This is a genomic window from Terriglobia bacterium (assembly GCA_032252755.1).
GTDB lineage: Bacteria > Acidobacteriota > Terriglobia > Terriglobales > Acidobacteriaceae > JAVUPY01.
The window spans coordinates 17,929-30,638 of the sequence record JAVUPY010000038.1 but is presented as its reverse complement, the minus strand read 5'-3'; the positions used below and the strand labels follow the sequence as shown (position 1 = coordinate 30,638).

Sequence of the window (12,710 nt, the reverse complement as noted above, 5' to 3'; positions counted from 1 at the left end):
GAGGGCAAGTTGCTCTCGACGAAACAGGGTAAGTCGGGCATTCTGATGGATGTCCATTCGGTCGTCTCCTGAAAGTGGATTGCTCAGCAAAATCAGCTTCTCCGGTTTCTTCCGAATGGACAACCTCCTGAAATCCCACAGTTGTAGATGCGTCTTCATAAGAGCCTCGTGCTACTTACTCTCTATATTGTAGATGATTTCGGGCACAGGAAAGTTTCTCTTGTAAGCTGTTGATTACGCTATGTTTATGTCGCATGTGAGAGGGGCACAGAGCGGCGGGATGGGGCATACCCCACCCCCTTACCCCCTTTGATCGCGGTCCAGTGTTTTCATAGAGTTACGGAAATTTCGGCTCTAAATCTATGATTCTCAATGGTTTAAATCTGAAAATAGGGGGTTGACAGTTAGCCCCGGAAGATCGACTCACAGCGGCGGAGTTCACTGTGGGGTGCGGATCACCTGTCGTCGCTGAAGCGACTCGCCGAAGGTCTAGAGCCCGCTCCCCGCACTCACGTGCGGGGCTACTTTCTCGGATCACAACATGAGGCTACACAGTGCGCTAGAATTCACCGCATGAGCACGAACCCGGTTGTTCCCGATTTCGCTCCCAAGCAGTCGCAGGATGAGCGCCGCAACTGGACTCCGATGATCATCGGCGCTGTTCTTGTCATCGCAGTTTTGGCGGGAATCGTCTTCTTCGGGCGCAGCCGGCCGAACACGAGCAATCAACCCGATCCCTACGCCGCCAACCTTGCCATCGGAGACATCACGCCTTCCACCGCCGACAACTTCGTCGGATCGACCGTGACCTACCTCGACTTCACTCTAACGAACAAGGGCGACAAGACTCTAGTCGGTGGACAAGTGCAGGTGACATTCAAGAACTCGCTCGGGCAGGCGGTACAGACGGAAACCATGCCGCTGCACATCCTGACGAAGAACGCGCTGGGCGGCTACGAGGACGTCACCGACATCTCGCAATCGCCGATTCCACCGGGCCAGTCGAAAACCATTCGGCTCACCTTCGAGCACATCTCCAGCGACTGGGACCAGAGCTACCCGGCGATGAAGTTTGTGAATTTGAGGTTGAAATAAAGAGTCGGAGTTGATGCATGCGTGCGCTCTCAATGATCGTCTGCATTTGGCTTTCCGTATGGGCTATTCGCAAGCAAGGCGAAATTGACGAGCACCTAGACACGACCTCCAATATCTGCCGTTGGCTGCTTGTAATCGGCGGATTTGCGTGCGCTGGCATTTCGGGTGAACGTATGGGCACTGTTCGACTAGTAGGATTCATTTTGGCCATGCTATTTCTATGCTGGCCGAACTTTGCTTATCGGGTGACAGGGCAAAAACGCCGCGAAGATACTCTCGACTTGTAATCCTTGCACCCGTCCGAACGATTGGCGTGAAACGGAGACTGTACTAACCTCGAGAGGAATACAGGTCCTTCGACTCCGCCGCGACCGCGCTAAACCACCCCAGCACGCCGAAAGCGGGCGTGCCGGGGACCCCGGTAAACTACGGCGCGGGAAAAACAAGTCGCGGCTCCGCTCAGGATGACGGTATCGGTATAGCTGTCGGCAGATTGCTCTAACCCACTTCGACAAGCCCGTACTTTCGGTTCCAATGCGCCTGCAGATGCTTGACGGTCTTCGTCAGCTCTTCCTGTGAAATCTCCGCGTTCGGCCCATCGGCTACCAATCGAGCTTCACGCTTCGCCAGCTCCAGCAGTTCGCGATCACGAATCAGGTTTCCGACGCGCAGGCTGGGCATGCCGGCCTGCTTGGTTCCGAAGAACTCGCCGGGGCCGCGCAGTTCGAGGTCTTTTTCGGCGATCTGGAAGCCGTCCTGGGTTGAGACCATGGTGTTGAGCCGCTGCTCGGCTTCGGGCGTGACTTTCTTTCCAGTCATGAGAATGCAGAACGATCGCGCACTGCCGCGGCCGATGCGTCCGCGGAGTTGATGCAGTTGTGAAAGGCCGAACCGCTCCGCATGCTCGATCACCATCAGTGTTGCGTTGGGCACATCGACGCCGACTTCGATAACCGTCGTCGAAACCAGCACATCGAGTTCGCGGTCTTTGAAGAGGCGCATGACGGCGTCTTTTTCTTCGGCCTCCATGCGGCCGTGCAGAAGGCCGACGCGAAGGTCGGAGAGGATCGTTTTGCGGAGCTTGTCGTACATCTGGATGGCGGCTTTGAGTTCGCCTTCGAGCGCTCCCTCTTCGATCACAGGGTAGACAACGTAGACCTGCTGGCCGGCAGCGACGATCTTGCGCACGAAGGTCCAGACTTCGTCGGCGCGCCCGTCGGGCACGCGGCGCGTGGTGATCGGTGTGCGTCCCGGCGGGAGTTCGTCGATGACGCTGACGTCGAGGTCGCCATAGAGGGTGAGCGCGAGGGTGCGCGGGATCGGCGTGGCGGTCATGACCAGCACGTCGGGAACGGCCTCGGTGTTCTTGCGCATCAGCTTCATGCGCTGGAGGACGCCGAAGCGGTGCTGCTCGTCGACGATGACGAGGCCGAGCTTGGCGAACTCGACTTTTTCTTCAATGAGCGCGTGAGTTCCGATCACCAGTTGCGCCTGGCCCTCGGCGATCTTCCAGCGGGTTTCGCGCTTGGCGCCGGTTTCGAGCGAGCCTGTCAGTAGCGCGATCTTGTATCCGGCGTGCTCGAGCATCTGCCGCGCGTTCAGGTAATGCTGCGTGGCGAGAATCTCTGTCGGCGCCATCAGCGCGACTTGGTAACCGTTTTCGATGGCGATGATAGCGGCTTCGAAGGCCACGATGGTTTTGCCAGAGCCGACGTCGCCCTGAAGCAAACGGCGCATCGGGACAGCGGGCTTCATGTCATCGACGATTTCTTTGAGCACGCGTTTCTGCGCTGCTGTCGGATGGAACGGGAGGATGCGCTTGAGGGCGCTGCGCACGGCATCGTTCACGGCGAAGGCGATGCCGGTCTGGCGGCGAACCTTGCGGCGCTTGAGTTCCAGGCCGAGTTCGAGGAAGAAGAATTCCTCGAAGATGAGGCGGATGTGCGCCGGGGTTCGCGCGGTCTGAAGCGATGCGAAGCTCTCGCCGGGGTCGGGCCAATGGGCTTTCCAGAAGGCCTCGCGGCGCGGCAGCAGGGAGAGGCGGCCGCGAATCTTGGCGGGAATGGTTTCCTGAACATCGAGCGTGAGGTTTTCGAGAGCTCCATGTATCACGCGACGGAACCAGCGGGCAGTGCTCTTGCCGATGGCTTCGTAGATGGGGACGATTCGGCCGACCTCAAGCGTCTGCCACTGCTTGTCTTCTTCCGCCGGAGCCTCGGCGGGATCGTGCACGATCTCGAATTGCGGATTGATCAGTTGCAGGCCGCCGCGTCCGCGCTCGTTCAGTTCTACCTTGCCATACAGCGCGACTAATTGTCCCGGCTTGAACTTGCCCTCGAGATAATTCCCGTGGAACCAGATGCACTTGAGCGTCGTGCGGCCCTGCCCGGCGGTGACTTCGAACATAGGCATGCGCCGGGTGCGAAACAGCGCTGCCGTGCGGACTTCGGCGATGACGCTGGCCATCTCACCGGGCTTGAGTTCCGCAATCGTTCGCGGGTTGATGCGGTCTTCGTAGCGGAACGGAAGGTAGTAGAGCAGGTCCTCGACGGTGTTGATGCCCCTGGCTCCGAGTGCCTCGGCGATGCGCGGGCCGATGCCTTTGACGTACTGCACTGGAGTGTGGAGTTCGAGCATCGGAACAATCTTAAACGGCAAAACGGGAAAGGGAAAAACGGCAAAATAGAACCGCGGATTGGCGCGGGATTTCGAGGATCAAAACCGGTCTAACTGCTTTAGAGCTTGAGATCCGCGACTCCGCTCGTTCTGCCGTTTCGACCTTTGCCGTTTCACGATTTAAGTGCATCCTAACGAGGTGCTGAGAGTCAACTTCTGGAAGTCGCTGATCGCGGTAGTCATAGGCAACGTCGTGTATCTATTTGTCCTCTCGCCGTGGCTGCCGATTTCTGCCCGTCATCAGCCATTTAAGATTGACCTGGGCCTCATCGTGGATGTGTGGGTGTGCCTTGTCGTTTACGGGATCATCGAACTGTTTCTGCGCCTGCGCCGCAGGAACGCCGCCCTTCCGCGACACCCGAGCGACGGCGACCCATCCTGACCAGTACGGTGGAAATCGTGCTGGGAAAAAATGGGCGCGACCAATGCCGCGCCCTGATTGACGGAGAGAAAGGAAGAGCCGTCTATTCGTATGAAATGTAGTGGAACTGCTTCTGCAGGTTCTTCTGCATCTTCTCCAAGTTCTTCTGCAGGTCCTTCATGGCTTTCTGCTGTTCCTTGCTGGTTTCCTTCTGAGCCTCTGCGATCGACTTCTGCCACTCGGCGCGATTGTTTTCGAATTCCTTCTTCCATTCCTGTTGCGCTTTGAGCATCGCCATTTTCTGCTCTTCGTTGATCTTTGGCATGCTCTGCAGCTCTTTTCGCAGCGCTTCCATTTGCGGCTGCAGGTCGAAGTCGAAGCTCTCGTTATCCCATGTCTCGCCGGTCTGGCGACGCTCGGGCAGCTTGATCGTCAGGTTCTGCTCGCGCTTATCGCGCACGATCCCAACCGGCACGTTTCCGCTCTTGTTGCGCAACGCTCGCCGCCAATCGCCGGAGTCATTCACGGTCTCTTGCCCGACTCGAACGATGACGTCTCCAGCCTTGAGTCCGCCGACTGCAGCGGGACTGCCCCTCTCCACAGAACGCACCAGGATTCCCGCCCCATTCTTCACTCCAAAGAAGTCGCGAAGCTGCGGCGTGAGATTCTCGACGTAGGCACCGACGGAGCGCAGGTTGTAGTACACGCGCACGTCCGGAACGTCCGGCGTCTCAAAGCTCATCGGGGGCATCGGCGGCATCGGCGCGATATGCGGTTCCACGTGAACTTGCGGAATCCTCGGCGCCACCCACATTGCCGTCATCTGGTCGCGCGCTGCCAGCGTCGGCTTGAGCGTTAACTGCTGACCGTTACGGCTGACCAGGAGATCGATGGTTCTTCCCGGCGGCGTTTCGCGGATGACTCGCCGCAATTCCTCTTCACTCTCGATCTTGGTGCCGTTCACCGCGAGAATGACATCGTGCTCTTTGATCCCCGCTTTACCGGCAGGAGCGTCCTGGTCGACCCCAAGCACCTCGACACCGGTCTCTTCTTTCAGGCTCAGCGCCTTCGCCCTGTCCGCGTCCACGTCGTTGACCTCGACCCCCAGATAAGAGGTCTTGCTCTTGTGCTCCTGATACTCCCCGGGGAACTGCGGATCCGCTGGGCAGTTGTTATCGGCGGCGAAGACTGCCGGAACGCCAGACATCAGGACCAGTAGGCACCCTGCAATCAGTCCTTTCTTCATTGTTCCCTCCCTACCTCGCCTTTCGTATGTCAATCTGCCCGATTGTGGTTCGAATCTTGATGGGTGTGCCGCCACCGTTGATGGCGCCCTCCGCGCTCACCGACCGTGGTCCGTACGTGCCGCCCTCGCTGGTGATCTTGATATCCGAGAACTCGGAGCGAATGCCTTGTCCGGAGGCCATTTCAGCCGAAGCGTGGATGGTACACGGTACGCCGCTGCCGACATAGACAATCACGTCGCCTGCGGCGGTTCGTAGTACAGAGCTGGAAGAGGCGCCCTTGCCGCCGAGGAATTCCGCGGTGATGGCGCCTGCGCCTGTCTGTGCCTGCGCGCCCTGGTACAGCTTCCACATCTCTATGCTGCCGCCGCCAGTGGAAGCCATGACGTGCCCGCGAGCCGAACCCAGACGAATGTTGCCGCCGCCGGTCTGGAGCTTCGCCGTGCCCTGGACCTCATTGACATCGATGCTGCCGCCACCGGTTTCGGCCGTGAGGTCGCCGCGGCTCTGGCCGACCTGGATGCTGCCGCCGCCGGTCTGTATCGAACCCCACGCCAGGTTCTTCACGGTAACGTTGCCGCCGGCGGTATTGATTTCGCCTTTGCCCTGGCTGTCGCCGATGCGGATGTTGCCGCCGCCACTGTTGATCTGCGTATCTCCGTGCACCATGTCAGCGGTGACGTTGCCGCCCTGCGTGTTGACCCGTACGGAACCGACATCATCCACAACGACGTTGCCGCCCTGGGTATCGAGTTCCACGCGCGCGGTCGTTCCGTTCACACCCAGGTTGCCGCCGCGCGTATCGAGGTGAACCAGCGTCATATCGCGTGGCACTTCGACAGTGATATCGGTGCTGAAGCGTTCCGATCGGCCGTTTGTCCAGCGGCCCTCGATTACGGCGGTGTCGGAGTTTCGCGTTGCGGTGATACGGTATCGCTCGAATTGCTTGCGTGCGTCGGCCTCGGAGCTCACATAAGAACGCTTTTTGATGACATATCGGATCGTCTGCGCTCCGCCGCCCTGCACGTGGATGTTCCCGCAATCGGTCGATACTTTCAGGTTCCGCGCGGGTGTCATCGTACCGCTGGTCTCCTCCACCCATGAACGCCCGTCACGGTAGAAGCGCGTGCCTTCGCCGGCACCACTCCCGACCTGCGCTATGAGCGGAAGAGCGCACAGCAGCATAACTACGGTATACACATACCGCGCTGCCCGGCGCGTCCGCCCACGGCGTGGGCTCTCAGTGTGTGGTTCGTTTTTCACTTCTCTGCCTCCTGTGCCCACCCTTGTCCTGAAGCGACAGGGTGGAGCAGCTAACAAAACTCTTAGTCGAATCGCGGCAACGTTCCCAGCAGCCGCCGCGATTCGGTACGGATGTACTGGTTCGGATCGTCCTTCGACAATTGCTGGAGCGCCGCGCGAACGCTGGTATCAACTTTCACCGCCTCCAGTGCTCTCAGCGCACCGGCGCGCACGCCGGGATTGTTGTCGTTCAGAAGCGCTTCCAGCACCGCGTTCCGAACCCGAATGTCACTTTTAACCTGTGGCCCAATCGCTTCCAGCGCCTTCAGGCGCACGCCGGGATTGGTGTCATAGCGCAGCGCGAAGATGAGCGCCTCGCGAATTCGCCCGTCATCCTTCATTTTGGAGAGAAGGTCGATCGAGTCCATGCGGACGCCGGGATTGACGTTGTCGCGAGCGGCGATGAGCAGCAGGTCCTGGATCTTGGCGTCGTCGAGAGAGCCCTCCGCTTTTGCAGGCAGCATCTGGTTGTACTGGATCTGCACCTGGCCATTGGGATCGCGATTGATATCAACGATGTTGGAGATGGAGGCGTTCGCGGTTTGGAGTGGCTTCTGGTTGTCCGCGATGTCCGTGTGGTGAATCCCCATGCGATACATGGTCAGCAGGCCGCCGCCGAAACCAATAATGAAGATGACCGTTGCGAGTGCGGGCGAGAATTGCACCTGGCGCAGCCAGGCAAAGGGGTCGAATAAGATGCGGCGCCAGCCGTGAACCTGCTCGACTCCTTCGAGCGCCTCCTGCAGGTCCATGCGCGCAGAGGCCAGCAGGTTCGGCGTGACTTCGAGCTGCGGCACTTCGCTGGCAACTTCCTTGAAGTCGCGCATGGAGCGCAGCTCCGAAGTGCATCCGGGGCAGCGATTGATGTGCTGCTCCAGTTCGTGCCGCGCATCGTCGGGCAGCTCGTCGTAAACGTACAGCGTGATGTTTTCTCGAACCCAATCGCAGTTCATCGTCTTACCTCGGGGGTTGATGCCCCCATTCTTCACCGCATATCCGCCAGCGCTGACCGCAATTTCTGGGTGGCGCGGAACAACGTGTTCTTGGCGGTTTCTTCTGTCGTATTCAGGGCCTCACCGATGGTTCTCAGCTTCAGCCCCTGGTAATGCTTCATCTCGAAAACCATGCGCTCTCGCGGAGTCAATCTTGTCAGCGCCCGCGCGATCCGCGCTCCCAACTCGCGCCGCATCAGGTCCCGCTCCGGACTCGCTCCCGACCGGTCGTCCGCGACCTGGTCGATGATGCTGTACTCTTCACCGGAGGAGTCGGTTACGACGGGCGCATCTTCCTTGCGCACCTGGCGCTTGCGGAGATGATCGAGGCAGAGGTTGGTGACGATCCGGTAGATCCAGGTGTAGAACGAACACTCGAAGCGGAAGCTGCCGAGGTTTCGATACGCCTTGAGGAACGCGTCCTGGTAGATGTCGCGCGCGTCCTGCTCGGAACCGGTCAGATGCAAGGCCAATCGGAGAACCGCGTGGTCATACTGACGGACGAGTTCTTCGAAGGCACGTCGGTCACCGCGTTGCGCTCCGCGGATCAGCTCGGCATCGTTGATGCGGCTTGGGCTCTGCCCCACCATAGCTCCCCTGCGGGAAGTGATTTCGAAACCGCGCTGTCCCATCATGCGAACGGCTCCTGCGTTCTGCGGTATCGGGACTGCCACCAACCGGGCCGGCATCTCTGCTCACCCTGGACCTAAGTACAAGCCTCAATCACTGCGCTTGTAAGGATATGGACGAGACAGTGCGGTGTTCGTTAGCGGACATTATAGAGGGTGGAAAGAAAATTGCGTCCTGCGAACGTACGTCTTTTCAGAGTGTTAGGGGGGTGGATCGATTGAGGGAGACAAAAATTGAGATTTTCTGCCTTAAGAAGTGTGCATTGACTGAAGCGGCACCTCGCCAGCCACCATGGAACTGAATGAAAGGTGTGCAAAGAAGAGCCGCACCTCTGCTGTGAGATGCGGCTTGATTCTTGTTCTTCCGATCGCCTTACGCGGTCGCTGGCTGCTCTTCTGCTTCCTTCGTCACCGTCACCTTCACTGGCACCGAGACGTCACGATGCAGCTTGATGTGAATGGTGTACTCGCCGACGTTCTTCATCGGGTGGTCGATCTCGATCTTGCGGCGATCGACGTTGAAGCCGCGCGTTTCCAGTTCGTGCGCGACGTCGGACGAGGTCACGGAACCGAACAGCTGATCGTTCTCTCCGGCGCGACGCGTGAAATGCAGGCTCACGCCCTCGAACTGCTTAGCCAGTGCTTCGGCATCCGACTTCTCACGTACGGCGCGGCGCACGGCCGAAGCCTTCATCTGCTCGATCACGGCCTTGTTCGCCGCGCTGGCTTCGATGGCGAGCTTTTTGGGCAGCAGGTAGTTGCGCCCGTAGCCCTCGGCAACTTTCACCACGTCGCCGCGATTGCCCAGCTTGGCAACATCTTCTTTCAGAATGACTTCCATTGCGATCACTCCCTCAAATTTTGTTCCGGCGCGAATCGCGCTCGTTGCCATCTGCCCACTTCTGCTGACCCACATCTGCTAACTGCGGCAGATGTGGGGCACGGATACGGACGGAGATGGCCTTTAACCCTACCGGTTCGAAGCGAACGGAAGCAGGGCGATGTTGCGCGCCTGCTTGATCGCGTCGGAAAGGCGGCGCTGGTGCGGCGTGCACACGCCCGTCAGTCGCCGCGGAACGATTTTGCCGCTCTCGGCCACGAACTGCCCGAGCAGGCGAACGTCCTTGTAGTTGATGTTGTCGATCTTCTCGGTGCAGAACTTGCACACTTTCTTGCGCCGGAAAAACTTGCGGCCACCTTCGCGGCCACCGGGACGTCCACCTGGACGTGGTCCACGCGGTCCACCACCGGGACGTTCCGTACGTTGCTGTTGCTGCTGGCCTTCAGTCGGCGCGGCGGTTTCTCCCGCCGAAGCTGCCTGGGTATTGGTCTCGTCTGCCATAACTCTCCTTCAGAACTCTTGGTAAAACCCACGTCTGCTAACTCGACAGACGTGGGGCACGGAAAAGTTTTTGAACTAAACCGTGGCCGTTGTTGGCTCGGAACCGGCCTCGGCGGCAGCCTGTGCGGCGGCCGCTTCCTGAGCCTGGCGTCCCTGGCCTTTCACACGCGAGTCGCGATGCTTCTTGATCTTCGCGAGACGCTTGTCCTCGACGTCGGTGCGAACGCTCATGAACTTGATCACCTGCTCGGTGACGCGCAGACGACGTTCAATCTCCTTCACCATCTCGCCAGAACCCTCGAGCGTCATGAGGATGTAGAAGCCGTCCTGGAACTTGCGGACGATATAGGCCAAGCGGCGCTTGCCCATCTTCTCCGTGCTCTTAACCGTGCCACCCGCGCCGGTAACGTTCGACTCCAAATTCGAAATCAGTTTGTCCATGTCCTCTTCCGCCAGATCCGGACGAACGATGAACATCACTTCATAAGTACGCTGCATGTGCATTCTCCCAATCTTTTTCGTGGGCACATTCGACGTCAGCCGATGTGTAACCACAACTTCCTAATTCCGTTCCCTGGTCGAAAGCTAAGAGCCAACCTGCACCAAACGACTTTCGACTTATGACTTTTGACTTTCGTCTTCCGGCTTCCGGTTGAACCGGTTCATCGCGACCGAGGCACCCTCTTTCAGAATCACGCCGATCGCGTCTGCCGCCGTTTCGATCATCGGAACCGCCTCCGCTAATCGCGACTTTTTCATGGGAGCCAGCAAGTAACTCGCTCCATCGCTCAGCGGATGCCCGGGCCCAACTCCCAACCGGACCCTTACAAACTCCTGCGTGCCCAAGGAGCCGATGATCGACTCCATTCCGTTATGGCCTGCCGACCGCCCGCGCTCCCGAATTCGCAACGTGCCGAAAGGAAGATCGAGCTCGTCGTACAAAATAATCAGGTCCTTTTCGGGCGCGATTTCCAGCTTCTCAACCAGTTCGCGAACCGAAACCCCGCTCAGGTTCATGTAGGTCTCCGGCTTAGCCAGGACCACTTCCTGCCCCTCCAGCGAGGTGCGAGCCGTAAGCGCTCGGCAGAACCGGTTGCTTACCCTCGCTCCACTCCGCTCGGCGATTTCTTCGATCGCCAGGAATCCAAGGTTATGCGGCGTGAACTGATACTCGATTCCGGGATTTCCAAGACCGACAATCAGCTTCACCTATCGCAGTTCCTCGTGAACCAACCTCCGGGCGCCGTTCCGGACAGAACTTACTTCTCCTTCTTCGGCTTCTCCGCGCCTTTGCCCTCGGCCGGGGCAGCACCTTCCTCGGTCTCCTGCTTGCCCTTCTTGATAACCTCGGGCTCGGCGGGAGCGGCAGCAGCTTCGGCAGCAGCCTCCGGAGTCGGAGCAACCTCTTCCTTCACGTGCGTGATGTGCACCACGGTGATGTTCGGGTCGTTGAGGAACTTAACCTTGCCTTCAGCCTTCAGGTCGGCGACGCGGATGTTCACGCCGAAGTGCAACTCGCTGACATCGACCTTGATGTGGCTGGGAATTTCCGAAGGCAGGCACTCGACTTCGACTTCGCGCAGAACCACGTCGAGAATTCCGCCTTCGGTCTTGACACCCGGGGCTTCGCCGACAATTTCGATCGGCACCGTGACCCGCAACGTCTTGTCCATCGCAATGCGCTTCAGGTCGACGTGCAGGAGATGACCCTTAATCGGATCCGACTGCCAGTCGACGATCATCGCCTTGGCGTTCTCGCCATCCAGGGTCACGTCGAAAATCGTATTGTGTCCGCTGTCGGAACTCAGAATTCGTCCGATGACCTTCGGGTCGACGCTGATCGCGTGCGGCTGTTTTCCGGCTCCATAAAGCACCGCCGGGACCATGCCGGTTGTGCGCAGGCGACGCGCCGCGTTCTTGTCTCCCGCCTGGCGCGGCTTCGCTTCTACTGTGTTGCTTGCAGTTGCCATAACTCTGTCCTTTACCTCTCCAATCTTGGTTCCCCACCGTTGTCGCGGATCGACAGGGCGGGGCTTTACAGAAACAGCTTGCTGACCGACGACTCCTCGTGAATAGACTGAATCGCTCGCGCAATCAGTCCAGCAATGCTGAGCACGCGAATCTTCGGCTCGTTCCTTCCCGCCTCGGTCAGCGGAATCGTGTTGGTCACAACAACTTCTTTCAACCCTGACTCGGAAATCCTGTTGATGGCCTCGCCCGACAAGACGGGATGAGAAGCGCAAGCGTACACCGCCCGCGCGCCGTTGTTGTAGAGCGCATTAACCGTTTTCACTAACGTCCCGGCGGTATCGATGATGTCGTCGAGGATGAGGCAGGTGCGGCCGTCGACGTCGCCGATGACGTGCATCACTTCCGCCACATTCATATCAGTACGGCGCTTATCGACGATGGCCAGAGCCGACTCCATCTTCTTGGCAAAGAACCGGGCGCGTTCCACGCCACCCGCGTCCGGCGAAACCACGGTTAAATCCGGCAAGTTCATCTTGCGGAAGTGATCCACCAGCACCGGCGAGGCAAACAGGTGATCCACAGGGATGTTGAAGAACCCCTGGATCTGCGGCGCGTGCAGGTCAACCACCAGCGCGCGATCTGCGCCGGCCGTGGTCAGGAGGTCGGCAACGAGCTTTGAGCTGATCGGGACTCTCGGCTTGTCCTTGCGATCCTGGCGGGCATAGCCGAAATAGGGAATCACCGCAGTGATGCGCCGCGCCGAAGCGCGCTTCAGCGCGTCCATCATCAGCAACAACTGCATCAGGTTGTGCGCCACCGGCTTGCATGTCGGTTGAATGACGAATACGTCGCCGCCGCGCACGTTCTCCTGAATCTGCACGTAAATCTCGCCGTCGGAGAACTGGCGCAAATCGGCCTGTCCCAGCGGAATGCCCAGATGCTCGCAGACTTCGCGAGCTAAATCGGGGTTGGAAGTGCCCGAAAAAACCTTAAACTTGTCGTCCTGTCGGGCACGGACCGGCTTGGGCGCGGTCTTGGTTTCAGGAGCCTTCTTTTCTGCTGTCACAGTACCCATGGCTTCTCCTGCGACTGGCGCGC

13 protein-coding genes are annotated in these 12,710 nt (G+C 59.1%); 2 read left to right on the top strand and 11 right to left on the bottom strand.

Translation table 11 applies throughout. The features are described 5' to 3' along the window. The first annotated feature begins 573 nt into the window (after window positions 1–573). Window positions 574–1,095, top strand: a complete 522-nt coding sequence (locus tag ROO76_09020; protein ID MDT8068293.1) for a hypothetical protein — start codon at window positions 574–576, stop codon at window positions 1,093–1,095. A 498-nt stretch (window positions 1,096–1,593) separates the two neighbouring features. Here the strand turns inward: ROO76_09020 and recG are convergent, their stop codons facing one another. Continuing rightward, a complete protein-coding gene (gene recG, locus ROO76_09015; protein MDT8068292.1) occupies window positions 1,594–3,732 on the bottom strand; it encodes an ATP-dependent DNA helicase RecG in 2,139 nt (712 codons plus the stop codon). Between the two features lie 163 nt (window positions 3,733–3,895). Between recG and ROO76_09010 the strand changes: the two genes are divergently transcribed. Then, window positions 3,896–4,153 carry a hypothetical protein gene (locus ROO76_09010; protein MDT8068291.1) on the top strand — a complete coding sequence of 86 codons (258 nt, stop codon included), beginning with the start codon at window positions 3,896–3,898 and terminating at the stop codon, window positions 4,151–4,153. 82 nt (window positions 4,154–4,235) lie between these two features. Here ROO76_09010 and ROO76_09005 read toward each other — a convergent pair whose 3' ends face one another. The 10 genes from ROO76_09005 to ROO76_08960 all read right to left on the bottom strand — a co-directional run bounded on the left by ROO76_09005 (window position 4,236) and on the right by ROO76_08960 (window position 12,687). Then, the gene (locus ROO76_09005) at window positions 4,236–5,378 is read right to left on the bottom strand and encodes a PDZ domain-containing protein (protein MDT8068290.1); all 1,143 of its coding nucleotides are present in this window, start codon (window positions 5,376–5,378) and stop codon (window positions 4,236–4,238) included. 10 nt (window positions 5,379–5,388) lie between these two features. Beyond that, window positions 5,389–6,639 (bottom strand): hypothetical protein, encoded by a 1,251-nt coding sequence (locus ROO76_09000; protein ID MDT8068289.1) that lies wholly within the window; start codon window positions 6,637–6,639, stop codon window positions 5,389–5,391. A 62-nt stretch (window positions 6,640–6,701) separates the two neighbouring features. Beyond that, window positions 6,702–7,667, bottom strand: coding sequence for a HEAT repeat domain-containing protein (locus tag ROO76_08995; protein ID MDT8068288.1), 966 nt, complete (start codon window positions 7,665–7,667; stop codon window positions 6,702–6,704). Next, on the bottom strand, window positions 7,664–8,260 hold the full coding sequence (locus tag ROO76_08990) for a sigma-70 family RNA polymerase sigma factor (GenBank protein MDT8068287.1): 597 nt from the start codon (window positions 8,258–8,260) through the stop codon (window positions 7,664–7,666). The genes ROO76_08995 and ROO76_08990 overlap by 4 nt, the downstream gene beginning before the upstream one ends. 412 nt (window positions 8,261–8,672) lie before the next feature. Then, entirely contained in the window at window positions 8,673–9,140 is a 468-nt protein-coding gene (rplI, locus tag ROO76_08985) for a 50S ribosomal protein L9 (protein ID MDT8068286.1), read from the bottom strand. Between the two features lie 129 nt (window positions 9,141–9,269). Beyond that, window positions 9,270–9,641: a 30S ribosomal protein S18 gene (gene rpsR, locus ROO76_08980; GenBank protein MDT8068285.1), complete on the bottom strand. Its 372-nt coding sequence runs from the start codon at window positions 9,639–9,641 to the stop codon at window positions 9,270–9,272. Between the two features lie 75 nt (window positions 9,642–9,716). After that, the gene (gene rpsF, locus ROO76_08975; GenBank protein MDT8068284.1) at window positions 9,717–10,139 is read right to left on the bottom strand and encodes a 30S ribosomal protein S6; all 423 of its coding nucleotides are present in this window, start codon (window positions 10,137–10,139) and stop codon (window positions 9,717–9,719) included. A 120-nt stretch (window positions 10,140–10,259) separates the two neighbouring features. After that, a complete protein-coding gene (gene pth, locus ROO76_08970; protein MDT8068283.1) occupies window positions 10,260–10,850 on the bottom strand; it encodes an aminoacyl-tRNA hydrolase in 591 nt (196 codons plus the stop codon). A gap of 50 nt (window positions 10,851–10,900) precedes the next feature. Next, window positions 10,901–11,611: a 50S ribosomal protein L25 gene (locus ROO76_08965; GenBank protein ID MDT8068282.1), complete on the bottom strand. Its 711-nt coding sequence runs from the start codon at window positions 11,609–11,611 to the stop codon at window positions 10,901–10,903. A gap of 65 nt (window positions 11,612–11,676) precedes the next feature. After that, window positions 11,677–12,687 carry a ribose-phosphate pyrophosphokinase gene (locus tag ROO76_08960; GenBank protein MDT8068281.1) on the bottom strand — a complete coding sequence of 337 codons (1,011 nt, stop codon included), beginning with the start codon at window positions 12,685–12,687 and terminating at the stop codon, window positions 11,677–11,679. Window positions 12,688–12,710: the final 23 nt, after the last annotated feature.